The following is a 21,436-nucleotide window of genomic DNA, read 5'->3' as shown; positions in this document are numbered from 1 at the left end:
AACGCCTTCATGGCCAACGTCGTCATCGCCGCAGCCGCGCGCACGCCGGTCGGGGCCTTCGCCGGCGCTTTCGCCGCCATCCCGGCGCATGAGCTGGGCATCGCCGCGATCACCGCGGCGCTGGGCCGGGCCAAGGTCGACGCCGCCGAGGTCGACGAGGTGGTGCTGGGCCAGGTGCTGACCGCCGCGGTCGGCCAGAACGCGGCGCGCCAGGCGGCGATCGGCGCCGGCATCCGCAAGGAAGCCACCGCCTACGGCATCAACCAGGTCTGCGGCTCCGGCCTGCGCACCGTGGCGCTGGGCAGCCAGGCGATCGCCCTGGGCGATGCCAGCATCGTGGTCGCCGGCGGACAGGAGAGCATGTCGCTGGCGCCGCATGCGCTGCATCTGCGCGCCGGCACCAAGATGGGCGACGCCAAGATGGTCGACACCATGATCCGCGACGGGCTGTGGGACGCCTTCAACGGCTACCACATGGGCAACACCGCGGAGAACGTGGCCCGGCAGTGGCAGATCAGCCGCGAGGACCAGGACCGCTTCGCCCTGGCGTCGCAGCAGAAGGCCGGTGCGGCGCAGCGCGAGGGCCGCTTCAAGGACGAGATCACGCCGTTCACGGTCAAGGGCCGCAAGGGCGATGTGGTGATCGATGCCGACGAGTACCTGAAGCCCGACACCACCATCGAGGTGCTGGCCAAGCTGCGCCCGGCCTTCGACAAGGAAGGCACGGTCACCGCCGGCAACGCCTCCGGCCTCAATGACGGCGCCGCCGCGCTGATCCTGATGACCGAGGAGGAGGCGCAGCGCCGCGGCATCACCCCGCTGGCCCGCATCGCCTCCTGGGCCACGGCCGGCGTCGACCCCGCGGTGATGGGCTCGGGCCCGATCCCGGCCAGCCGCGCCGCGCTGAAGAAGGCCGGCTGGTCGGCCGGGCAGCTGGACCTGATCGAGGCCAACGAGGCCTTCGCCGCCCAGGCCTGCGCCGTGAACAAGGACATGGGCTGGGACCCGGCCAAGGTGAACGTCAATGGCGGCGCCATCGCCATCGGCCACCCGATCGGCGCGTCCGGCGCCCGGATCCTGACCACCCTGCTCTACGAGATGGGCCGGCGGGACGCCAAGAAGGGCCTCGCCACCCTGTGCATCGGCGGCGGCATGGGCATCGCCCTCTGCGTCGAACGCTGAGGGCTTTGCGTGGAACGCTGAGGCCGGCGCAGACCGGCCGAAGCGGCATTCCGCCGATTTCCCGGGCCGCCCGCCGAATCCTCGTCGCGGCCGGCGGCCCATCAATCCAACCCTGGGAGGACGTCACATGGCACGTGTAGCGGTTGTGACCGGCGGGACGAGAGGTATCGGCGAGGCGATCTCGCTCGCCCTGAAGGAAAAGGGCTATAAGGTCGCCGCGACCTATGCCGGCAACGACGAGGCGGCCCGCAGCTTCTCGGAGCGGCACGGCATCGCCGTCTACAAGTTCGACGTCGCCGATTTCGGCCAGTGCGAGACGGCGATCGCCAAGATCGAGGCCGAGCTCGGCCCGGTCGAAATCCTGGTCAACAACGCCGGCATCACCCGCGACGGCACCATCCACAAGATGGACCGCAACGCCTGGGATGCGGTGATCGACACCAATCTCGGCTCCTGCTTCAACATGTGCCGCTGCGTCATCGACGGCATGCGGGCGCGCAGCTTCGGCCGGATCGTCAACATCGGCTCGATCAACGGCCAGGCCGGGCAGTACGGCCAGGTGAACTACGCCGCCGCCAAGTCGGGCATCCACGGCTTCACCAAGGCCCTGGCCCAGGAAGGCGCCGGCAAGGGCATCACCGTCAACGCCATCGCGCCGGGCTACATCGACACCGACATGGTCCGCGCCGTGCCGCCGAACGTGCTGGAGAAGATCGTCGCCCGGGTGCCGGTCGGCCGGCTGGGCAAGGCGTCGGAGATCGCCCGCGGCGTGCTGTTCCTGGTCGATGACGAGGGCGGCTTCATCACCGGGTCGACCCTGTCGATCAACGGCGGCCAGCACATGTACTGAGCCGGCGGGGCCGGCAGCCCCCGGCCGGCCCCTAGGCTGCCTGCGCGATTCCCTCCACCCGCTCCCGGAAGCTCTGGCCCCAGGCCCTCATGGCGTCGAGCACCGGGGCCAGGGTGCGGCCGTACTCGGTCAGGGAGTACTCCACCCGCGGCGGCACCTCGGCGAAGACCTGGCGGTGCACGATGCCGTCGGCCTCAAGTTCGCGTAGCTGCAGCGTCAGCGACCGCTGCGACACACCAACGAAGTGCTTCCGCAGCTCACCGAAGCGCCGCGGCCCGTTCAGCAGCTGGTAGAGGATCACCGGTTTCCACTTGCCGCCCATGACGGCGAGCGTGACTTCGACCGCGCAGCCATAGGATCGCCGGGCCTGATCTCGTGGCGACATCGCTCTCTCCCATGGGTGCAAAAGAGTATCCTATGGCAAGAAATGTTGCCTTCTTGCGTGAAGGCCTGCAAGCCGCAACATGACGCCCAGGCCGTCAGCCCGGCGGCAAGCCACGATATTCGGAGACCTGGAGCCATGCGCCTCTATCGCTTTCCCCGCATCGGCAGCATCGACAACCTGACCCTCGCCGAGGCCGAGACTCCTGTGCCCGGCCGCGGCCAGGCCCTGGTCCGGCTGCGCGCGGCGTCGCTGAACTACCGCGACCTGATGGTGGCGACCGGCCGCTACGGCCGCGGCGACGCGCTGCCGGACCTGGTGCCGCTGTCGGACGGCGCCGGCGAGGTGGTGGCGGTCGGCCCCGAGGTCACCCGCGTCAAGGTCGGCGACCGTGTCGCCGGCATCTTCATGCAGAGCTGGATCGGCGGCGGCATCGACCCGGCCGACCCCGCCAGCGCCCTGGGCGGCGCGGCGCATGGCGTCCTGGCCGAATACCGCGTCTTCGACCAGGACGGGCTGGTGCACCTGCCCGAGGGGCTGTCATTCGAGGAGGGGGCCGCCCTGCCCTGCGCCGGGGTCACCGCCTGGAACGCGCTGTACCATGGCGCGCAGCCGCTGCAGCCGGGCGAGACGGTGCTGGTGCTGGGCACCGGCGGGGTCTCGATCCTGGCGCTGCAATTCGCCCGCGCCGCCGGCGCCCGGGTGATCGCCACCTCCTCCAGCGACGCCAAGCTGGAACAGGCGAAGGCGCTGGGTGCCGCCGAACTGATCAACTACCGCAGCCATCCCGACTGGGAGCGGGAGGTGCTGCGCCTGACCGGCGGCCGCGGCGTCGACCATGTGGTCGAGGTCGGCGGCGCCGGCACGGTGCCGCGGTCGATCGCCGCCACCAGGATCGGCGGCAGCGTGTCCCTGATCGGGGTGCTGACCGCCGGCACCCCATTCGAGCCGACGCCGCTGATCGGCCGCTCGGTCACGCTGCGCGGCCTCTATGTCGGCTCCCGCCAGATGTTCGAGGCGATGAACCGGCACATCGCGCTAGCCGGCATCCGGCCGGTGATCGACCGGGTGTTTCCGTTCGAGCAGGCGAAGGACGCCTATCGCCACCTGGAGGCCGCCGGCCATGTCGGCAAGATCGTGATCGCCATCGGCTGACGCTGAGGGGCCTTCAGTCCCCGGCCGGGGCCGGCCGCCAGCTGACCTCGATCAGCACCCCGCCCGGGCCGGTGAGGTAGAACATCCAGCCGCCACGCATCGCCGAGGGCGGCTGGACCTCGACCCCGGCCGCGGCCAGATGCTCATACTGGGCATCGACCTCCTCCCTGGTCTCGACCAGGAAGCCGATGTGGAAGCCGTCGGGATAGGCTGCCGCGCCCTGCTTGCGCCAGCGGCTGAGCACCAGGACGAGGCCGCCGTCGTCGGCCAGGATCGCCAGCCCGTCACGGCCCAGGGTCTCGCGATGGTGCAGGCCGAAATGGCTGGTGAAGAAGTCCCGGGCCAGAGCGACGTCCGGCACGGCGAGGTCGAGATGGTTGAGGCGCATGGCGATCTCCTTCGGGGTTGCGGCCCGGGAAGATCGCGATCGCCAACCACGGCGTTCCGACACACCCGCCCGAGCCCCCGGCAGCGCTGCCGGGATCCTCGTCGCGGGTCCTCGCGCCCCACCGGTCAGGCGGGGCACGGAACAGACTTCCGCCCCCCTGCTCACACCGCGGGACGGAAGGGACCGGGCCTACCAACAACCGGTCCTGCCTTTTTCGACGGCGGCACGATACGGCCGACCAAAACGGGCGTCAAATCTCTCTGTCGACGCGGCGCTTCGGTTCGACGCCGATATCGATGCGCAGGTGGGCCGAGAGGTCGTCCGGCCGCAGCCGGTCGTGCGGCGGCCGCCGGGTCGGGCGCGGGACGTCCCCGGCCAGGCGGCGCAGGAGTTGCAGCATCCGGGCAGGCAGGGCGATCGACATCGGGCCCGCCCTCACGCCGGCACGATGGCGACGATGTCGAGCTCGAACAGCAGCCCGTCGCGGAAGAAGCGGTCGATCTGCAGCGTCGTGCTGGCCGGCGGCGCCGCACGATTGACGTAGCGGTCGCGCACCTGCCGCAGCGTCGGCCCCTGCGCGGCGAAGTCGGTGACGAACATGCCCAGCCGGATGACATGCTCGAAGCCGCTGCCGGCCGCGGCCAGTGCGGCCCGGACGTTCTCGAAGGCCTGGGTCGCCTGACTGGCGAAATCCGGACCGGCCAGGGTGCCGTCCGGACGCAGGCCGACCTGGCCCGAGACATAGGCCAGCCGGGCGCCCGGCGGCACCACGACCAGCTGGGAATAGCCGTTCGGCGGCGGCATGGTGCCGGGGTTGAGGAAGCTCAAGGATTCGGCGGGCATCGGCGGGCCTTTCACGGCGGTGGGATCGGCCGGACGATGCGCCGGGCGTCCCCGCCGAACCACGCAGGACCTCGCCACCATCGATAAGCGACGCTTATACTGGGGCATGCCGAACGACGCGCTGCCGCTGCCCGCCCTGAACGCCTTCGAAGCCGCGGCCCGGCATGGCAGCTTCACCCGTGCCGCGGCCGAGCTGGGGCTGACCCAGGCCGCCGTCAGCTATCACATCAATCGGCTGGAGCAGCGGCTGGGCACGCCGCTGTTCATCCGGCGCGGTCGCAGCCTGGCCCTCACCGAGGCCGGAGAGCGGCTGGCGGTGGAGGTGGTCGACGCCTTCGGCCGGCTGCGCGCCGCGGTCGGGGGCGAGACCGGCGCTGCCGCCCATGCCCTCGCCGTGGCCTCGGTGCCGACCTTCGCCACCCATTGGCTGGCGCCGCGGCTCGGTGCCTTCCAGGCGGCCCATCCGGACATCGCGATCAAGCTGGCCACCAGCACCGAACTCGGCGACCGGACCGACGACCGGCTGACCGCCGATGTCGAGATCCGCAGCGGCCCGGGCGGCTTTCCCCCGGCCCTGGCCGCGCACAGGCTGCTGGAGGTCCGGCTGGCCTGCGTCGTGGCCCCCCGGCTGGCGGCCGGGCTGCGCAGGCCGGCGGATGTGCTGTCGCTACCGCTGATCGGCATGACCATGAGCTGGGATGCCTGGTTCGATGCCGTCGGGGTGCGGGCGCCCGAATCGATGCGGAAACCGGCGCCGCGCTTCGACAGCCAAGTGGCGTCCGCACAGGCGGCGGCGACCGGGATGGGGGCGGCCCTGGTGACGCCGGACTTCTTCACCGAGGACCTCGCCGCCGGCCGGCTGGTCGCGCCCTTCCCGGTCGTGGTCGACCGCGGCAAGGGCTATTGGCTGGTCCATGCCGCGGACCAGCGCCACCGGCCCAAGATCCGGGCCTTCCGCGACTGGATCCTGGCCGCGGCCCGGCCATAAAAAAAGGCGGCCCGAGGGCCGCCCCCAACCCCGTCCGGCTGAGCCGGTCAGGTCGCCGATGCCGGCTGGAAGCCGAGGATGGTTTCGATCTGGTGCGTCACCGCATCCATCTCGGCCATGCCGTCCACCACCTTCAGCAGCCCCTTGTCCCGATAGTACGGGATGATCGGCGCGGTCTGCTCGCGATAGATGCCGAGGCGCTTGCGCAGCGTCTCCTCGGTGTCGTCGGCGCGCTTCTCGGTCGACAGCGCTGCGCGGTTGGCGATGCGGGTGAACAGCGCCGCCTCGTCGACCCGCATCTCGATCACCACGGCCAGCGACTTGCCGTGGCGGGCCAGCATCTCGTCCAGCCCCTCGGCCTGCGGCACGGTGCGCGGGAAGCCGTCGAGGATGAAGCCACGGTCGCAATCCGGCTGGGCGATCCGCTCGGCGATCATGTCGAGCATGACCGCGTCGGTGACCAGGTCGCCCCGGTCCAGAATCTCCTGCACCTGCTGGCCGAGCGGCGTGCGGGCGGCGATCGCCGCCCGCAGCATGTCGCCGGTCGAGAGCTGCTTCAGCCCGTAGCGCTCCTCCAGCCGTTTCGCCTGAGTTCCCTTGCCCGCACCGGGCGGGCCCAACAGGATCAGGTTCATCGGCGACTCCCCCGCAACTTCGACTTCTTGATCAGCCCTTCATACTGATGGGCCAGGAGATGCGAATGCACCTGGGCCACCGTGTCCATGGTCACGGTGACGACGATCAGCAGGCTGGTCCCGCCGAAGTAGAACGGGATCGAGTAGCTCGACGTCAGGAACTCGGGCAGCAGGCAGACGATCGTCAGATAGCCGGCACCGATCACCGAGATCCGGGTCAGGACGTAGTCGATGTAGTCGGCGGTCGACTTGCCCGGGCGGATGCCGGGGATGAAGCCGCCATACTTCTTCAGGTTGTCGGCCGTCTCCTCCGGATTGAAGACGATCGCGGTGTAGAAGAAGCAGAAGAAGATGATCAGGGCGGCGTAGAGGCCCATGAACAGCGGCTGGCCATGCGCCAGCTGGCCGGCGATCCAGGCGATCCAGCCGCCGGCGCCTTCGGCGCTGCCGGCCCCGGCGAAGCCGATCAGCGTCGCCGGCAGCAGCAGCAGCGAGGACGCGAAGATCGGCGGAATGACGCCCGAGGTGTTGAGCTTGAGCGGCAGGTGCGAACTTTCGCCGCCGAACATCCGGTTGCCGACCTGGCGCTTGGGGTATTGCACCAGAAGCCTTCGCTGCGCCCGCTCCATGTAGACGATGAAGAAGATCACCGCGACGCACAGCACCAGCAGCATCAGGATGACGAAGGGCGAGATCGCGCCGGTGCGGCCGAGTTCCAGCATCTGGATCAGGGCGTGCGGCAGCGAGGCGACGATGCCGGTGAAGATGATCAGCGAGATGCCGTTGCCGACGCCGCGCGAGGTGATCTGCTCACCCAGCCACATCAGGAACATGGTGCCGCCGACGATGGTCACCACCGTCGAGAAGCGGAAGTACCAGCCGGGATCGACCACCGCCGGACCGATCGTGCCATGCACGCTCTCCAGCCCGACCGCCAGCGCATAGGCCTGCGCCGTGGCCAGCACCACCGTGAAGTAGCGGGTGTACTGATTGATCTTCTTGCGCCCGGCCTCGCCTTCCTTCTTCAGCGTCTCGAGCGACGGCGACACCGCCGTGAGCAGCTGGATGATGATGGAGGCCGAGATGTACGGCATGATGTTCAGCGCAAAGATCGTCATACGACCGAGCGCGCCGCCGGCAAACATATTCAGGATGCCGAGGAGGCCGCCGCCCTGCTGGGCGAAGATTTCCCCCAGCACGCGGGGGTCGATCCCCGGAATCGGAACATAGGTGCCGATCCGGTAGATGATCAGCGCGCCAAGCGTGAACCAGATGCGCTTGCGAAGTTCCGTCGCCTTGGCGAAGGCGCCGAAATTCAGGTTCGCAGCGAGCTGTTCTGCAGCAGATGCCATGCACGGCCTCGAAAGAGAAAAGGCGGGGACTGCGATCGTGCGCGGTCCCCGCCCCTGTTTTACCCGCGACGAACGCCGGTGTTAAGCCTAGGACGACGCCCCGGCTTCAACGGGGGTGGCCTCGACCGGAGCAGGGTTGGTCTGCACGACCAACCCGCCAGCCTTCTCCACCGCCGCCACGGCAGCCGGGGAGGCGCTGTGGATGTGCAGCGTAACCTTGGCAGACAGCTCGCCCTTGGCCAGCAGACGGACCCCGTCCAGGACCTTGGCGATCAGCCCGCCGGCGATCAGCGCCTCGGCGTCGAGCGGCTTGGCTGCGTCGATCCGCCCCGCCTCGATCGCCTTCTGCAGGCGGCCGAGATTGACGATGGCATAGTTCGCGGTGAACTTCTTGTTGTTGAAGCCCCGCTTCGGCAGACGCATGTAGATCGGCATCTGGCCGCCTTCGAAGCCCTTGATGGCCACGCCGGTCCGGCTCTTCTGCCCCTTCACACCACGGCCGCCGGTCTTGCCCTTGCCGGAGCCGATGCCGCGACCGATGCGCATGCGCTTCTTGCGAGCGCCGGCATTGTCGCGAAGATCGTTGAGATTCGTCATGTTCGCTCCTCGTGAGCGGCGGGGTTCAGCCCGCCTGCTCGACCCGCACAAGATGCTTCACCTTCGCGATCATCCCGCGGACCGAAGGCGTGTCCTCCAGCTCACGGGTGCGATGCAGCTTGTTCAGGCCGAGGCCGACCAGCGTCTGGCGCTGGTCGTTGCGACGACCGATCGGGCTGCCGATCTGGGTGACGATCACGGTTGCCTTGGCCTCAGCCATTTGCAGCCTCCACCACTTCGACGCCGCCATCACGCTTGTTGGTGGTGGCGCCGATGATGTCGGCGACGCGCTTGCCGCGGCGGGCAGCGACGGCCCGCGGGCCCTCGATGATCCGCAGCGCCTCGAAGGTCGCCTTGATCATGTTGTGCGGGTTCGACGTGCCGATCGACTTGGCGACGACGTCCTGGACGCCGAGCGCCTCGAAGATGGCGCGCATCGGACCGCCGGCGATGATGCCGGTGCCCTGGGCGGCGCTGCGGAGCTGGACCTTGCCGGCGCCGAAGTGACCCATGATGTCGTGATGCAGCGTCCGGCCTTCGCGCAACGGAACGCGGATCATGCTGCGCTTCGCCTGCTCGGTCGCCTTGCGGATGGCTTCCGGAACCTCACGGGCCTTGCCCGAGCCGTAGCCGACCCGGCCGCGGCCGTCGCCGGTCACCACCAGGGCGGCGAAGCCGAAGCGCCGGCCGCCCTTGACCACCTTCGCGACGCGGTTGATCGAGACCAGCTTCTCGATCAGCTCATCACCGGCTTCCCGATCGCTCGGGCGCTTGTCGCCGCGATCCCTAGGACCGCGCGAGTCTCTGCTTTCGCGTGCCATGCGCGTCCTCCTTAGAAGTCCAGGCCGCCCTCACGGGCGGCATCGGCTAGGGCCTTGACCCGGCCGTGATACAGGTAGTGCCCACGATCGAACACGACCTTGTCGACCCCGGCCGCCTTGGCCCGCTCCGCGAGGAGCTTGCCGACCGCGGCTGCGGCCTCGATGGTGGCGCCGGTCTTCAGCGACCCGCGCAGGTCCTTCTCGATCGACGAGGCGGCGGCAAGGGTCTTGCCGGCCTGGTCGTCGATCACCTGGGCGTAGATCTGCTTGGACGAGCGGAACACGGACAGGCGCAGGCGGCCGTACCGGGCCGTGCTCAGCTTGTGGCGGAGACGCCCTTTGCGGCGCTCGCGCAGCTCGTTGGTCTTGGTGGTCATCCCGGCCGTCCTTACTTCTTCTTGCCTTCTTTGCGCAGAACGGTCTCGGTGTCGTACTTGATGCCCTTGCCCTTGAAGGGCTCGGGCTTCTTGTACCCGCGGATTTCCGCGGCAACCTGACCGACACGCTGCTTGTCGAAGCCGGAGATCGCGATCGAGGTCGGCTTCTCGCACTTGATCGTGATCCCCTCGGGGATCGGATAACGCACCTCGTGGCTGAAGCCGAGCGTCAGCACCAGCTCCTTGCCCTGGACCGCGGCGCGGTAACCGACGCCGTTGATCTCGAGGTTGGTGGTGAAGCCAGTGCTGACCCCGACCACCATGTTGTTGATCAGGGTGCGGCTGGTCGCCCACATGGTCTGGGCGAGGCGCGACTGGCTCTTCGGCTCAACCTTGATGGTGCCGTCCTCGAGCGAGACCTTGATCTCGCCGTTGACTGCAAGCTTGAGCTGACCGAGCTTGCCCTTGACCGAAACGTCCTGGCCCGAGACCGAGGCGTCGACCCCGGCCGGGACCTTGACCGCGTGTTTGCCGATACGTGACATCGCCGGTCTCCTCAGAACACGCGGGCGAGGATCTCGCCGCCGACATTGGCGGCGCGGGCCTCGACATCCGACATCACGCCGCGCGGGGTCGACAGGATGGAGATGCCCAGCCCGTTGTACACCTTCGGCAGGTCCTTGATGCCCGAATAGACACGGCGGCCCGGCTTCGACACGCGGTCGATGACGCGGATCACCGGCTGGCCTTCGGCGTATTTCAGCTCGACCTTGGTGGCCGAGATGCCGGGGCTGACCACATGGGTCTCGTAGCCGCGGATGTAGCCCTCGCGCTTCAGCACGTCGAGCACGCTCTCGCGCAGCTTCGAGGCCGGCGTTTCGATCACGGCCTTGCCCGAGCGCTGGCCATTGCGGATACGGGTGAGCAGATCGCCCAACGGATCACTAAGCGACATAATCCGTCCTCCTTACCAGCTCGACTTCGTCATGCCGGGGATCAACCCGCGCGAGGCCAGCTCACGCAGTGCGATCCGGCTCAACTTGAAGCGCCGATAGAATGCCTTGGGGCGACCAGTCAGTTCGCACCGGTTGTGGATGCGGACAGGCGATGAGTTCCGCGGCAGCTCCGCCAGCTTGAGGCGGGCGTTGAAACGGTCTTCCATCGTCAGGGTGTCGTTGTTCGCGATCGCCTTCAGGCGCTCACGACGCCCCGCGAAAGCCTTCGCCAGCTTCTCGCGACGCTTGTTCTTCTCGACCGAGCTCTTCTTGGCCATGATCTATCCTTGCTCGTTCAGCTGACGAACGGGAAATCGAAGGCCTTGAGAAGCGCACGCGCCTCATCGTCGGTCTTCGCGCTCGTCACGATAACGATGTCCATTCCCCGCACCGTTTCGACCTGGTCGTAGTCGACTTCGGGGAACACGATCTGCTCTTTGATGCCCAGGGCGTAGTTGCCCCGGCCGTCGAAGGACTTCACCGACAGGCCGCGGAAATCGCGGACCCGCGGCAGGGCGATGTTCACCAGACGATCGAGGAATTCGTACATCCGATCGCTGCGCAGCGTCACCTTGGTGCCGATCGACATACCTTCGCGCAGCTTGTAGACCGCGATCGACTTCCGGGCCTTGGTGACCACCGGCTTCTGTCCGGCGATCAGCGTCAGCTCGGCGACGGCCGCCTGGATCTTCTTGCTGTCAGCGACGGCGTCACCGACGCCCATGTTGATGATGATCTTCTCGAGCCGCGGCACCTGCAGGTCGTTCGCATAGGCGAAGTCCTGCTTCAGCTTCGGCCGGATGACCTTGTCGTAATGGGATTTGAGACGAGCCATGGCCATCCTCACCGATCAATCACTTCGCCGGAAGCCTTGGCGACCCGAACCTTGCGGCCGTCGTCGAGCGTCTTGAAGCCGACACGGGTCGGCTTGCCGCTCGTGGGGTCGACATGCGCCACGTTCGAGACGTGCAGCGCCGCTTCCTGCTCAACGATCCCGCCCTGCGTCTTCGCAGTCTGGCGGGTGTGGCGCTTCACGATGTTCACGCCGCGGACGACGACACGATCGTCGGCCGGACGGACTTCGATGACCTCGCCCTTCTTGCCCTTGTCACGGCCGGCGAGGACGACGACCTGGTCGCCTTTCTTGATCTTCGCAGCCATCACAGCACCTCGGGGGCGAGCGAGATGATCTTCATGAACTTCTTGGCCCGCAGCTCGCGCGTCACGGGCCCGAAGATACGGGTGCCGACCGGCTCGCCCTGCTTGTTGATCAGCACGGCCGCGTTGCGGTCGAACTTGATCGTCGAGCCATCCGGGCGGCGCAGTTCCTTGGCGGTCCGAACGATGACGGCGCGATGCACGTCACCCTTCTTCACGCGGCCCCGCGGAATCGCCTCCTTGATCGACACGACGATGACGTCGCCGACAGTGGCGGTCCGGCGGTGGGAACCGCCCAGCACCTTGATGCACATCACCCGACGGGCGCCTGAATTGTCGGCGACGTCAAGGTTCGTCTGCATCTGAATCATATTTACGCTCCCGAAACAGCGGGCGCGGGCGAAGTGCCGATGGCACTGGCCTCGGCCTCGGACAGGACGAGCCAGGTCTTCCGCTTGCTGATCGGCCGGGTCTCGATGATCGAGACACGGTCGCCGACCTTGCAAGCGTTGGCCTCGTCATGGGCGAGGTAGCGCTTGGTCCGCTTGATGAACTTCTTGTAGACCGGGTGCATCAGGTTGCGTTCGACCAGGACCGTGACGGTCTTGTCAGTCTTGTCGGACACAACCGTCCCGTTGAGCACGCGCCGCGGCATGGCTCACAATCCTCTTACTTGGCCAACGCGGCATCCTTGCCGCGTTGGCCCATGACGGTCTTGATGCGCGCGATGTCGCGACGGACGACGCGGACCCGCGCCGTGTTCTCGAGCTGGCCCGACGCGGCCTGGAAGCGCAGGTTGAACTGCTCCTTCTTCAGCGCGAGCAGATCGTCCTTCAGCTGGTCCGGCGTCTTGGCGCGGACGTCTTCGATATCCATGGTCAGACCTCCTCACCGAGACGGGCGATGAACTTGCAGGCGATCGGCAGCTTGGCGGCAGCCAGGGCGAAGGCTTCCTTCGCCAGGTCGCCGGGAACGCCGTCGAGCTCGAACATGACGCGGCCGGGCTTGACCTTGGCCGCCCAGAACTCCGGCGAACCCTTGCCGGAGCCCATGCGGACTTCGGCCGGCTTCGACGACACCGGCACGTCCGGGAAAATCCGGATCCAGACGCGGCCCTGACGCTTGATGTGGCGGGTGATCGCGCGGCGGGCCGCCTCGATCTGCCGCGCCGTCAGACGCGCCGGCTCCTGAGCCTTCAGGCCGTAGGCGCCGAAGTTCAGCGTGGTGCCGCCCTTCGCAACGCCGTGGATCCGGCCCTTGTGCTGCTTGCGATACTTGGTGCGCTTGGGACTCAGCATGATCCTCAGCCCTCCCGGCGGCCGCGACGATCGTCGCGGCGGTCACCACGCTCAGGCCGAGCCGAGGACGGGCCGGTGGCCGCTTCGGCCGCCCGCTTGTCCTGGGCCATCGGGTCATGGGCGAGGATCTCGCCCTTGAAGACCCAGACCTTCACGCCGCAGGTGCCGTAGGTGGTCTTGGCCGTCGCCGTGCCGTAGTCGACATCGGCGCGCAGCGTGTGCAGGGGAACGCGGCCCTCGCGGTACCACTCGGTGCGCGCGATTTCCGCGCCGCCGAGACGGCCACCGCAATTGATCCGGATGCCCTGGGCCCCCAGGCGCATCGCGTTCTGGACCGCGCGCTTCATCGCCCGGCGGAACGCCACGCGGCGCTCGAGCTGGTTGGCGATGTTCTCGGCGACCAGCTTGGCGTCGATCTCCGGCTTGCGGATCTCGACGATGTTCAGGCTGACCTCGCTGCCCGCCATCTTCGCCAGCTCCTGACGGAGCTTTTCGATGTCGGCGCCCTTCTTCCCGATCACAACGCCCGGACGGGCGGTGTAGACCGTGACGCGCGCCTTCTTCGCCGGCCGTTCGATGACGATGCGGCTGATGCCCGCCTGGGCCAGACGCTTCTCGAGGAACTCACGGATCTTCAGATCGGCATGCAGAAGACCGGCGTAGTCCTTGGTCGCGAACCAGCGCGAATCCCAGGTCCGGTTGATGCCGACCCGGAGGCCGATCGGATTGACTTTCTGACCCATTACGCCGTCTCCCGCCGCTCGCGGACGATGACCGTGAGGTTCGACCAGAGCTTTTCGATGCGGGACGCACGGCCGCGAGCACGGGCATGGAACCGCTTCATGACGATCTGCCGCCCCACATAGGCCTCGGCCACGTAGAGCTTGTCGACGTCCAGCTGATGGTTGTTTTCGGCATTGGCGATGGCCGACTGCAGCACCTTCTTCACGTCGACGGCGATGCGCCGGCGGGAGAAGGTGAGTTCGGCCAGAGCCTTCGCCGCGTCCTTGCCGCGGATGGTCTCGGCGACGAGGTTGAGCTTGCGCGGGCTGGTGCGCAGCGTCTTCGCGAAGGCGCGCGCCTCGTTTTCACCGAGGCGAGGGGGATTCTTCTCCTGGCCCATCGCTTACTTCCTCTTCGACTTCTTGTCCGACGCGTGACCGTAGTAGGTCCGCGTGGGCGAGAATTCGCCGAACTTGTGGCCGACCATGTTCTCGTTGACCAACACCGGCAGGAACTTCTGGCCGTTGTAGACACCGAACGTCAGGCCGACGAACTGCGGCAGGATGGTCGAGCGACGCGACCAAATCTTGATGATCTCGTTCCGGCCCGAACCGCGCGACTTGTCTGCCTTCTTGAGCAGATAGCCGTCGATGAACGGACCCTTCCAAACGGAGCGTGCCACCGTCGCTCTCCCTTACTTCTTGCGGCGACGGATAATGAGCTTATCCGTAGCCTTGTTGCTGCGGGTCTTGCGACCCTTGGTCGGCTTGCCCCACGGGGTGACCGGGTGGCGGCCACCGGAAGTGCGGCCTTCGCCGCCGCCGTGCGGATGGTCGACCGGGTTCATGGCGACGCCGCGGGTGACCGGCTTCTTGCCGAGCCAGCGGTTCCGGCCGGCCTTGCCGATCGAAACGTTCGACTGGTCCGGGTTCGAGACCGCGCCGACCGTGGCGAAGCACTCGCCGCGCACGACACGCAGCTCGCCCGAGGCCAGCTTCAGCTGGGCATAGCCCATGTCGCGGCCGACCAGCTGGGCGTAGGTGCCGGCGGAGCGCGCCAGCTGCCCGCCCTTGCCGGCCTTCAGCTCGACATTGTGGACGATGGTGCCGACCGGCATGCTGCGCAGCGGCATCGCGTTGCCCGGCTTGATGTCGACCTTTTCGCCCGACACGACCTTGTCGCCGGCGGCCACGCGCTGCGGCGCCAGGATGTAGGCCTGCTCGCCGTCCTCATAGGTGACGAGGGCGATGAACGCGGTCCGGTTCGGATCGTATTCCAGGCGCTCGATCGTGCCGACGACGCCAAGCTTGCGGCGCTTGAAGTCGATGATGCGATAGGTGCGCTTGTGACCGCCGCCCTGATGGAAGGCGGTGATCCGGCCGGTGTTGTTGCGGCCACCCTTCTTGGTCAGGCCTTCGGTCAGAACCTTGACCGGCTTGCCCTTCCACAGGCCCGAGCGGTCCACCTGGACCAGCTGGCGGAGGCCTGGGGTGATGGGATTGAAAGTCTTCAAAGCCATCGGATCAAACCCCCGTGGTCACGTCGATCTGCTGCCCTTCGGCGAGCGTCACGACGGCCTTCTTCACATCCGAACGCTTGCCCGGGATGCCCCGGAAGCGCTTGGTCTTGCCCTTGACGATCAGGGTGTTCACGGCGGTGACCTTGACCCCGAACACGCCTTCGACCGCAGTGCGGATCTCAGGCTTGGTGGCGTCGAGCGGCACCTTGAACACGACCTGGTTGTGGCCGGCGGCGAGCGTCGCCTTCTCGGTGATCACCGGCGCGCGGATGATGTCGTACATCCGCGGGGTGACGGCGGCCTCGGCCTTCTTCTTGCGAGAGCGGATCATTTCAGGCGAGCCTCGAGCTGCTCGACCGCCTGGCGCGACAACACGAGCGTGTCGCGGCGCAGGATGTCGTAGACGTTGGCGCCCTGGCTGGGCAGCACGTCGATGAGCGGCAGGTTCCGCACGGCGAGTGCGAAGTTGGTGTCGACCTGCTCACCGGCCAGGATCAGCGCGGAGTCGAGACCCAGCGCGGCGAGCTTGACGGCGAGGCCCTTGGTCTTGTGGCTGTCGGCCACGACCGCGTCGACCACCACCAGCTTGCCATCGGCGACCTTGGAGGACAGCGCGTGGCGCAGGGCCAGCTTGCGGACCTTCTTCGGCAGGTCATGCGCATGGCTGCGGACGACCGGCCCGAAAATCCGGGCGCCGCCGCGGAACTGCGGCGACCGCGTCGAACCCTGGCGGGCGTGACCCGTGCCCTTCTGCTTGTAGGGCTTCTTGGTCGTGCCGCTGATCTCGCTGATGCCCTTGGTCTTGTGGTTGCCGGAGCGGCGCTTGGCCAGCTGCCAGTTCACCATGCGGGCGAGCAGATCGGTGCGGACCTCGAGACCGAAGACCGAGTCATCGAGCTCGATCTCACCGGCGGCCGCATTGTCGAACGTCTTGACGGCGATCTTCATCGCTTAGCCCTCCTGCCCGGCAGCGTCGGCGCCCGGGGCTTCAGCAGCCGGAGCCTCGACGACAGGCGTCTCGACCGCCGCGGCGGCACCCTTGCGAACCGCACCCGGGAACGGGACGTTCTTCGGCGCCGGCCGCTTGACTGCGTCGCGGATCAGCACCCAGCCGCCTTCGGCGCCCGGGACCGCACCCTTGACCATGATCAGGCCGCGCTCGACATCGGTGGTCACGACGGTGAGGTTCTGCACCGTCACCCGCTCCGCACCGAGATGGCCGGCCATCTTCTTGTTCTTGAAGACCTTGCCCGGGTCCTGGCGCTGACCGGTCGAACCATGCGACCGGTGGGACACCGACACGCCGTGCGTGGCACGCAGGCCGCCGAAGTTCCAACGCTTCATGACGCCGGCGAAGCCCTTGCCGATCGAAGTGCCGGTGACGTCGACGACCTGGCCGGCAACGAAATGCTCGGCGGTCAACTCGTCACCGACGGTCAGCAGCGCATCGGTGCTGACGCGGAACTCGACCAGCTTCTTCTTCGGCTCGACCTCGGCCTTGGCATAGTGGCCGCGAACGCCCTTGGAGACGTTCTTGACCTTGGCCTTGCCGGCACCGAGCTGCACCGCGGTGTAGCCGTCGGTCTCCTCGGTCTTCACCGCGACGACCTGAACGCCGTCGAGCTTGAGGACCGTGACCGGGACGTGCTGCCCCTCGGCATCGAAAATTCGTGTCATGCCCAGTTTCTGGGCGATCAATCCAGAGCGCATCGTCACCGCCTCAGAGCTTGATCTCGACATCGACACCGGCCGCAAGGTCGAGCTTCATCAAAGCATCGACCGTCTGCGGCGTCGGGTCGACGATGTCGAGCAGACGCTTGTGGGTGCGGATCTCGAACTGCTCGCGCGACTTCTTGTCGACATGCGGCGAGCGGTTGACGGTGTAGCGCTCGATGTTCGTCGGCAGCGGGATCGGCCCGCGTACCCGAGCCCCGGTCCGCTTCGCGGTGTTGACGATCTCGCTGGTCGACTGGTCGAGCACGCGATGATCGAACGCCTTGAGGCGGATACGGATGTTCTGACTGTCCATCGTTCTGTATCCGAGTGTTCTTGCCGAGAGGTGGCTGACCGGGTCATTCCGGCCCCCACGTCGCGAACAGTCCAAAAAAAAACTCACCCAGGCCGCTGGAGGGCTCGGGTGAGGCGCGTTACATAGCCGAGCCCGCCGCGAATGTCACGTCCGGATTGCCGGTTGTGACGATTTCGTGATCGGGCCCGCCATGCGCGGGGCTCAATGCTCTCGCCTTGAGCCCCTCTCATCCCGGGCCGCCCTTTCCGCGCCGCCTTGCGGCGGGGGACGGAGGTACGGTCCTAGTCTCTCACCACCCCGGGGACCGAAGCCCCCGGAGCCGTGTTTCTCAAACCATCGTTACTTGATGATGCCGGCGACGACGCCGGCGCCGACGGTGCGGCCGCCTTCGCGGATGGCGAAGCGCAGGCCCTCATCCATGGCGATCGGCGCAATCAGCGTCACCGTCATCGAGATGTTGTCGCCCGGCATCACCATCTCGGTGCCTTCCGGCAGCGCCACCACACCGGTCACGTCCGTCGTCCGGAAGTAGAACTGCGGACGGTAGTTGGTGAAGAACGGCGTGTGACGGCCGCCCTCTTCCTTCGTCAGGATGTACGCCTCGGCCTTGAACTCGGTGTGCGGCGTGATCGAACCCGGCTTCGCCAGAACCTGGCCGCGCTCGACCTCCTCGCGCTTCGTGCCGCGCAGCAGCGCGCCCACGTTGTCGCCGGCCTCACCCTGGTCCAAGAGCTTGCGGAACATCTCGACGCCCGTGCAGATCGTCTTCTGCGTGTCCTTCAGGCCGACGATCTCCACTTCCTCGCCGACCTTCACGATCCCGCGCTCGATACGGCCCGTCACCACCGTGCCGCGACCCGAGATCGAGAACACGTCCTCGATCGGCATCAGGAACGGACGGTCCTTCGGACGCTCCGGCTGCGGGATGTACGCGTCCACCTTCGCCATCAGCTCCAGGATCGCGTCGTGGCCCAGCTTCTTGTCGCCGTCCTCCAGCGCCACCAGCGCCGAGCCCGGGACGATCGGAATGTCGTCGCCAGGGAAGTCGTACGAGCTCAGCAGCTCACGGACCTCGAGCTCCACCAGCTCCAGGAGCTCCGGATCGTCGACCATGTCGACCTTGTTCAGGAACACCACCAGCGCCGGAACGCCGACCTGCCGCGCCAGCAGGATGTGCTCGCGGGTCTGCGGCATCGGGCCGTCGGCCGCCGACACCACCAGGATCGCGCCGTCCATCTGCGCTGCACCGGTGATCATGTTCTTCACGTAGTCGGCATGGCCCGGGCAATCGACATGCGCGTAGTGACGGTTCGCCGTCTCGTACTCCACATGCGCCGTCGAGATCGTGATCCCGCGCGCCTTCTCTTCCGGCGCCTTGTCGATCTGGTCGTACGCCGTGAACGTCGCCCCGCCCGTCTCCGCAAGCACCTTCGTGATCGCCGCCGTCAGCGACGTCTTGCCGTGGTCAACGTGACCAATCGTCCCGATGTTGCAGTGCGGCTTCGTCCGCTGAAACTTCGCCTTCGCCATTATACTGTCTCCGTTTTTCTAACGCGCGCTTCAAGCAAGCTTGGCGCGGACTTCGTCGGCGATCGCCTGGGGCACCGGATCGTAATGATCGAAGTGCATCGAATACTGGGCGCGACCCTGGGTCATCGACCGCAGGTTGTTCACATAGCCGAACATGTTGGCCAGCGGAACCATCGCCGAGACGACGCTGGCGTTGCCGCGGGTGTCCATGCCCTGGATCTGGCCGCGCCGGCTGTTCAGATCGCCGATCACGTCACCCATGTAGTCCTCGGGCGTCACGACCTCGACCTTCATGATCGGCTCGAGCAGCGCCGGCTTGGCCTTCGGCAGACCCTCGCGGAACGCCGCGCGGGCTGCGATTTCGAAGGCCAGGACCGACGAGTCGACGTCGTGATAGGCGCCGTCGACCAGGCTCACCTTGAAGTCGATCACCGGGAAGCCGGCGATCACACCGGTCTCCTTGGACGAGTTCAGGCCCTTTTCGACGCCCGGGATGTATTCGCGCGGCACGGTGCCGCCGATGACCGAGCTGGCGAACTGATAGCCCGACCCGGCCGGAAGCGGCTCGAACACCAGCTTGATGCGGGCGTACTGGCCCGAACCGCCGGTCTGCTTCTTGTGGGTGTAGTCGATCTCGGCCCGCTGCGTGATCGTCTCGCGATAGGCGACCTGCGGCGCGCCGACATTGGCGTCGACCTTGAACTCACGCTTCATGCGGTCGACCAGGATCTCGAGATGGAGCTCACCCATCCCCTTGATCACGGTCTGGCCGCTCTCCTGATCGACGGCGACGCGGAAGGACGGATCCTCCTGCGCCAGGCGCTGCAGCGCCGTCGACATCTTCTCCTGGTCGGCCTTCGACTTCGGCTCGACCGCGACCTCGATCACCGGCTCCGGGAACTCCATGCGCTCGAGCACGATCGGCTTGGCCGGATCGCACAGCGTGTCGCCCGTCGTGGTGTTCTTCAGGCCGACCAGCGCGACGATGTCGCCGGCGCTGGCCTCCTTGATCTCCTCGCGGTTGTTCGCATGCATCAGCAGCATGCGACCAACGCGTTCCTTCTGGTTCTTCACCGAGTTCTGGACGTAGGACCCGGCGAGGAGCGTGCCCGAATAGATGCGGGCGAAGGTCAGCGAGCCGACGAACGGGTCGGTCATGATCTTGAAGGCGAGCGCCGAGAACGGCGCCTCGTCGTTGGTCGGGCGGCTCTCGGTCTCGTCGGAGTCGATCTTGTGGCCTTCGACCTGCGAAACGTCGAGCGGCGACGGCAGGAAGTCGACCACGGCGTCGAGCAAGGTCTGCACGCCCTTGTTCTTGAAGGCCGAGCCGCAGAGCACCGGCACGAACTTGAACGCCAGCGTGCCTTTGCGGATGCAGGCGCGCAGCTGGTCCGGCGTCGGCTCGGTGCCTTCGAGATAGGCCTCCATCACCGTGTCGTCCATCTCGACCGCGGTGTCGAGCAGGGTCTGGCGGTATTCGGCCGCCTTCTCCTTCAGGTCGTCCGGGATCTCGGCGAAATGGAAGTTCGCGCCGAGGCTGTCGTCTTCCCAGATCACGGCCCGGTTCTCGACCAGGTCTACCAGGCCGGCATAATCGTTCTCGACGCCGATCGGCAGGTTCAGCACCAGCGGCAGCGCGCCGAGCCGGTCCTTGATCATGTCGACGCAGCGATAGAAGTTCGCGCCGATCCGATCCATCTTGTTGACGAAGCAGATCCGCGGCACGTGGTACTTGTCGGCCTGGCGCCAGACCGTCTCGGACTGCGGCTCAACGCCCGCGACCGAATCGAACACCGTCACCGCACCATCGAGCACGCGCAGGGACCGCTCGACTTCAATGGTGAAGTCGACGTGGCCCGGCGTGTCGATGATGTTGACGCGGTGGTCGCGCCAGAAGGCGGTGGTCGCAGCCGACGTAATGGTGATGCCGCGCTCCTGCTCCTGCTCCATCCAGTCCATCGTCGCCGTGCCTTCATGCACTTCGCCGATCTTGTAGGACTTTCCGGTGTAGTAGAGGATTCGCTCGGTCGTGGTCGTCTTACCGGCATCGATGTGTGCCATGATGCCGATGTTGCGGTACTTTTCGATCGCGTGGCTACGCGGCATGATCAGTCTCTCGGGCCGGAGGCTGGGTTACCAGCGGTAGTGCGAGAACGCCTTGTTGGCGTCCGCCATCTTGTGCGTGTCTTCGCGCTTCTTGACCGCGGCGCCGCGCTGATTGGCGGCGTCCAGCAGCTCGTTCGAGAGGCGGTCGACCATGGTGGTCTCGGAGCGCTTACGCGCCGCCGCGATCAGCCAGCGGATGGCCAGGGCCTGGCCACGCTCGGCGCGGACTTCGACCGGCACCTGATAGGTGGCGCCGCCGACGCGGCGCGAGCGCACCTCGACATGCGGCCGCACATTGGCCAGGGCCTCGTGGAACGCCACGATCGGGTCGGCCTTGGTGCGGGTCTGCACCTTCTCGAGCGCGTCGTAGACGATCGTCTCGGTGGTCGACTTCTTGCCGTCGTACATGAGGTTGTTCATGAACTTCGACAGGATGATGTCGCCGAACTTCGGGTCCGGCAGGATCTCACGCTTCTCGGCGCGGTGACGACGGGACATGGTGAGCCCT

At 67.1% G+C, this 21,436-nt stretch carries 34 protein-coding genes; 4 read left to right on the top strand and 30 right to left on the bottom strand.

Annotated elements, in window-relative coordinates:
- Nucleotides 1–9 precede the first annotated feature (9 nt).
- On the top strand, nucleotides 10–1,182 hold the full coding sequence (locus E9232_RS00445) for an acetyl-CoA C-acetyltransferase (protein WP_309791420.1): 1,173 nt from the start codon (nucleotides 10–12) through the stop codon (nucleotides 1,180–1,182).
- A 127-nt stretch (nucleotides 1,183–1,309) separates the two neighbouring features.
- Nucleotides 1,310–2,032 (top strand): acetoacetyl-CoA reductase, encoded by a 723-nt coding sequence (phbB, locus tag E9232_RS00440; protein ID WP_309791419.1) that lies wholly within the window; start codon nucleotides 1,310–1,312, stop codon nucleotides 2,030–2,032.
- Nucleotides 2,033–2,063: 31 nt separating this feature from the next.
- On the opposite strand, the gene E9232_RS00435 is transcribed toward phbB, so the two are convergent.
- Complete coding sequence (locus E9232_RS00435; RefSeq protein ID WP_309791418.1) at nucleotides 2,064–2,417, bottom strand: winged helix-turn-helix transcriptional regulator; 354 nt, start codon at nucleotides 2,415–2,417, stop codon at nucleotides 2,064–2,066.
- A gap of 135 nt (nucleotides 2,418–2,552) precedes the next feature.
- On the opposite strand from E9232_RS00435, the gene E9232_RS00430 reads away from it, so the two are divergent.
- Nucleotides 2,553–3,569 carry a zinc-dependent alcohol dehydrogenase family protein gene (locus E9232_RS00430; protein WP_309791417.1) on the top strand — a complete coding sequence of 339 codons (1,017 nt, stop codon included), beginning with the start codon at nucleotides 2,553–2,555 and terminating at the stop codon, nucleotides 3,567–3,569.
- Between the two features lie 13 nt (nucleotides 3,570–3,582).
- Here the strand turns inward: E9232_RS00430 and E9232_RS00425 are convergent, their stop codons facing one another.
- From E9232_RS00425 to E9232_RS00415, 3 genes are all read right to left on the bottom strand, one after another.
- Nucleotides 3,583–3,957 (bottom strand): VOC family protein, encoded by a 375-nt coding sequence (locus tag E9232_RS00425; protein ID WP_309791416.1) that lies wholly within the window; start codon nucleotides 3,955–3,957, stop codon nucleotides 3,583–3,585.
- Nucleotides 3,958–4,207: 250 nt separating this feature from the next.
- Nucleotides 4,208–4,381, bottom strand: a complete 174-nt coding sequence (locus E9232_RS00420; RefSeq protein ID WP_309791414.1) for a hypothetical protein — start codon at nucleotides 4,379–4,381, stop codon at nucleotides 4,208–4,210.
- Between the two features lie 11 nt (nucleotides 4,382–4,392).
- Nucleotides 4,393–4,800, bottom strand: a complete 408-nt coding sequence (locus E9232_RS00415; RefSeq protein ID WP_309791412.1) for a RidA family protein — start codon at nucleotides 4,798–4,800, stop codon at nucleotides 4,393–4,395.
- A 106-nt stretch (nucleotides 4,801–4,906) separates the two neighbouring features.
- On the opposite strand from E9232_RS00415, the gene E9232_RS00410 reads away from it, so the two are divergent.
- Complete coding sequence (locus E9232_RS00410; protein WP_309791410.1) at nucleotides 4,907–5,788, top strand: LysR substrate-binding domain-containing protein; 882 nt, start codon at nucleotides 4,907–4,909, stop codon at nucleotides 5,786–5,788.
- A 47-nt stretch (nucleotides 5,789–5,835) separates the two neighbouring features.
- On the opposite strand, the gene E9232_RS00405 is transcribed toward E9232_RS00410, so the two are convergent.
- The 26 genes from E9232_RS00405 to rpsG all read right to left on the bottom strand — a co-directional run bounded on the left by E9232_RS00405 (nucleotide 5,836) and on the right by rpsG (nucleotide 21,426).
- Nucleotides 5,836–6,423 (bottom strand): adenylate kinase, encoded by a 588-nt coding sequence (locus E9232_RS00405; RefSeq protein WP_309791408.1) that lies wholly within the window; start codon nucleotides 6,421–6,423, stop codon nucleotides 5,836–5,838.
- Nucleotides 6,420–7,775: a preprotein translocase subunit SecY gene (gene secY / locus E9232_RS00400; RefSeq protein ID WP_309791407.1), complete on the bottom strand. Its 1,356-nt coding sequence runs from the start codon at nucleotides 7,773–7,775 to the stop codon at nucleotides 6,420–6,422. The genes E9232_RS00405 and secY overlap by 4 nt, the downstream gene beginning before the upstream one ends.
- 87 nt (nucleotides 7,776–7,862) lie before the next feature.
- Nucleotides 7,863–8,372 carry a 50S ribosomal protein L15 gene (gene rplO, locus E9232_RS00395; RefSeq protein WP_309791405.1) on the bottom strand — a complete coding sequence of 170 codons (510 nt, stop codon included), beginning with the start codon at nucleotides 8,370–8,372 and terminating at the stop codon, nucleotides 7,863–7,865.
- Between the two features lie 25 nt (nucleotides 8,373–8,397).
- On the bottom strand, nucleotides 8,398–8,592 hold the full coding sequence (rpmD, locus tag E9232_RS00390) for a 50S ribosomal protein L30 (RefSeq protein WP_309791404.1): 195 nt from the start codon (nucleotides 8,590–8,592) through the stop codon (nucleotides 8,398–8,400).
- Nucleotides 8,585–9,193, bottom strand: a complete 609-nt coding sequence (rpsE, locus tag E9232_RS00385) for a 30S ribosomal protein S5 (protein ID WP_309791402.1) — start codon at nucleotides 9,191–9,193, stop codon at nucleotides 8,585–8,587. Before rpsE ends, rpmD begins: the two co-directional genes overlap by 8 nt.
- 11 nt (nucleotides 9,194–9,204) lie before the next feature.
- On the bottom strand, nucleotides 9,205–9,570 hold the full coding sequence (gene rplR / locus E9232_RS00380) for a 50S ribosomal protein L18 (RefSeq protein ID WP_309791400.1): 366 nt from the start codon (nucleotides 9,568–9,570) through the stop codon (nucleotides 9,205–9,207).
- Nucleotides 9,571–9,581: 11 nt separating this feature from the next.
- A complete protein-coding gene (gene rplF, locus E9232_RS00375; protein WP_309791398.1) occupies nucleotides 9,582–10,115 on the bottom strand; it encodes a 50S ribosomal protein L6 in 534 nt (177 codons plus the stop codon).
- An 11-nt stretch (nucleotides 10,116–10,126) separates the two neighbouring features.
- Nucleotides 10,127–10,525, bottom strand: a complete 399-nt coding sequence (rpsH, locus tag E9232_RS00370) for a 30S ribosomal protein S8 (RefSeq protein ID WP_309791396.1) — start codon at nucleotides 10,523–10,525, stop codon at nucleotides 10,127–10,129.
- A gap of 12 nt (nucleotides 10,526–10,537) precedes the next feature.
- On the bottom strand, nucleotides 10,538–10,843 hold the full coding sequence (gene rpsN, locus E9232_RS00365; protein WP_309791394.1) for a 30S ribosomal protein S14: 306 nt from the start codon (nucleotides 10,841–10,843) through the stop codon (nucleotides 10,538–10,540).
- Nucleotides 10,844–10,860: 17 nt separating this feature from the next.
- The gene (gene rplE, locus E9232_RS00360) at nucleotides 10,861–11,400 is read right to left on the bottom strand and encodes a 50S ribosomal protein L5 (RefSeq protein ID WP_309791392.1); all 540 of its coding nucleotides are present in this window, start codon (nucleotides 11,398–11,400) and stop codon (nucleotides 10,861–10,863) included.
- 8 nt (nucleotides 11,401–11,408) lie between these two features.
- Nucleotides 11,409–11,729 carry a 50S ribosomal protein L24 gene (gene rplX, locus E9232_RS00355; RefSeq protein WP_309791390.1) on the bottom strand — a complete coding sequence of 107 codons (321 nt, stop codon included), beginning with the start codon at nucleotides 11,727–11,729 and terminating at the stop codon, nucleotides 11,409–11,411.
- Nucleotides 11,726–12,094, bottom strand: a complete 369-nt coding sequence (rplN, locus tag E9232_RS00350; RefSeq protein ID WP_026873847.1) for a 50S ribosomal protein L14 — start codon at nucleotides 12,092–12,094, stop codon at nucleotides 11,726–11,728. Before rplN ends, rplX begins: the two co-directional genes overlap by 4 nt.
- 2 nt (nucleotides 12,095–12,096) lie before the next feature.
- Nucleotides 12,097–12,378, bottom strand: coding sequence for a 30S ribosomal protein S17 (gene rpsQ, locus E9232_RS00345; RefSeq protein WP_309791389.1), 282 nt, complete (start codon nucleotides 12,376–12,378; stop codon nucleotides 12,097–12,099).
- 14 nt (nucleotides 12,379–12,392) lie between these two features.
- Complete coding sequence (gene rpmC, locus E9232_RS00340) at nucleotides 12,393–12,599, bottom strand: 50S ribosomal protein L29 (protein WP_309791387.1); 207 nt, start codon at nucleotides 12,597–12,599, stop codon at nucleotides 12,393–12,395.
- A gap of 2 nt (nucleotides 12,600–12,601) precedes the next feature.
- Complete coding sequence (rplP, locus tag E9232_RS00335) at nucleotides 12,602–13,021, bottom strand: 50S ribosomal protein L16 (RefSeq protein WP_034837008.1); 420 nt, start codon at nucleotides 13,019–13,021, stop codon at nucleotides 12,602–12,604.
- Between the two features lie 5 nt (nucleotides 13,022–13,026).
- The gene (gene rpsC, locus E9232_RS00330) at nucleotides 13,027–13,764 is read right to left on the bottom strand and encodes a 30S ribosomal protein S3 (protein ID WP_309791385.1); all 738 of its coding nucleotides are present in this window, start codon (nucleotides 13,762–13,764) and stop codon (nucleotides 13,027–13,029) included.
- Nucleotides 13,764–14,144 (bottom strand): 50S ribosomal protein L22, encoded by a 381-nt coding sequence (rplV, locus tag E9232_RS00325; protein WP_309791384.1) that lies wholly within the window; start codon nucleotides 14,142–14,144, stop codon nucleotides 13,764–13,766. Before rplV ends, rpsC begins: the two co-directional genes overlap by 1 nt.
- 3 nt (nucleotides 14,145–14,147) lie before the next feature.
- Complete coding sequence (gene rpsS / locus E9232_RS00320; RefSeq protein ID WP_309791383.1) at nucleotides 14,148–14,426, bottom strand: 30S ribosomal protein S19; 279 nt, start codon at nucleotides 14,424–14,426, stop codon at nucleotides 14,148–14,150.
- A 12-nt stretch (nucleotides 14,427–14,438) separates the two neighbouring features.
- On the bottom strand, nucleotides 14,439–15,263 hold the full coding sequence (rplB, locus tag E9232_RS00315; protein WP_309791381.1) for a 50S ribosomal protein L2: 825 nt from the start codon (nucleotides 15,261–15,263) through the stop codon (nucleotides 14,439–14,441).
- Between the two features lie 4 nt (nucleotides 15,264–15,267).
- Nucleotides 15,268–15,594 (bottom strand): 50S ribosomal protein L23, encoded by a 327-nt coding sequence (locus E9232_RS00310; protein WP_309791380.1) that lies wholly within the window; start codon nucleotides 15,592–15,594, stop codon nucleotides 15,268–15,270.
- Nucleotides 15,591–16,211, bottom strand: a complete 621-nt coding sequence (gene rplD / locus E9232_RS00305; protein WP_309791379.1) for a 50S ribosomal protein L4 — start codon at nucleotides 16,209–16,211, stop codon at nucleotides 15,591–15,593. The genes E9232_RS00310 and rplD overlap by 4 nt, the downstream gene beginning before the upstream one ends.
- 3 nt (nucleotides 16,212–16,214) lie before the next feature.
- Nucleotides 16,215–16,973: a 50S ribosomal protein L3 gene (gene rplC / locus E9232_RS00300; RefSeq protein WP_309792230.1), complete on the bottom strand. Its 759-nt coding sequence runs from the start codon at nucleotides 16,971–16,973 to the stop codon at nucleotides 16,215–16,217.
- Between the two features lie 10 nt (nucleotides 16,974–16,983).
- Nucleotides 16,984–17,292 (bottom strand): 30S ribosomal protein S10, encoded by a 309-nt coding sequence (gene rpsJ / locus E9232_RS00295; RefSeq protein WP_026873858.1) that lies wholly within the window; start codon nucleotides 17,290–17,292, stop codon nucleotides 16,984–16,986.
- 339 nt (nucleotides 17,293–17,631) lie between these two features.
- Entirely contained in the window at nucleotides 17,632–18,822 is a 1,191-nt protein-coding gene (tuf, locus tag E9232_RS00290; protein WP_309791344.1) for an elongation factor Tu, read from the bottom strand.
- Nucleotides 18,823–18,852: 30 nt separating this feature from the next.
- A complete protein-coding gene (gene fusA / locus E9232_RS00285; protein WP_309791377.1) occupies nucleotides 18,853–20,928 on the bottom strand; it encodes an elongation factor G in 2,076 nt (691 codons plus the stop codon).
- Nucleotides 20,929–20,955: 27 nt separating this feature from the next.
- A complete protein-coding gene (gene rpsG / locus E9232_RS00280; RefSeq protein WP_309791375.1) occupies nucleotides 20,956–21,426 on the bottom strand; it encodes a 30S ribosomal protein S7 in 471 nt (156 codons plus the stop codon).
- Nucleotides 21,427–21,436: the final 10 nt, after the last annotated feature.

The organism is Inquilinus ginsengisoli, assembly GCF_031453975.1.
GTDB classification, from domain to species: domain Bacteria; phylum Pseudomonadota; class Alphaproteobacteria; order DSM-16000; family Inquilinaceae; genus Inquilinus; species Inquilinus ginsengisoli_A.
The sequence above is the reverse complement of the archived record's forward strand: the minus strand, read 5'-3'. Positions and strand labels throughout refer to the sequence as shown.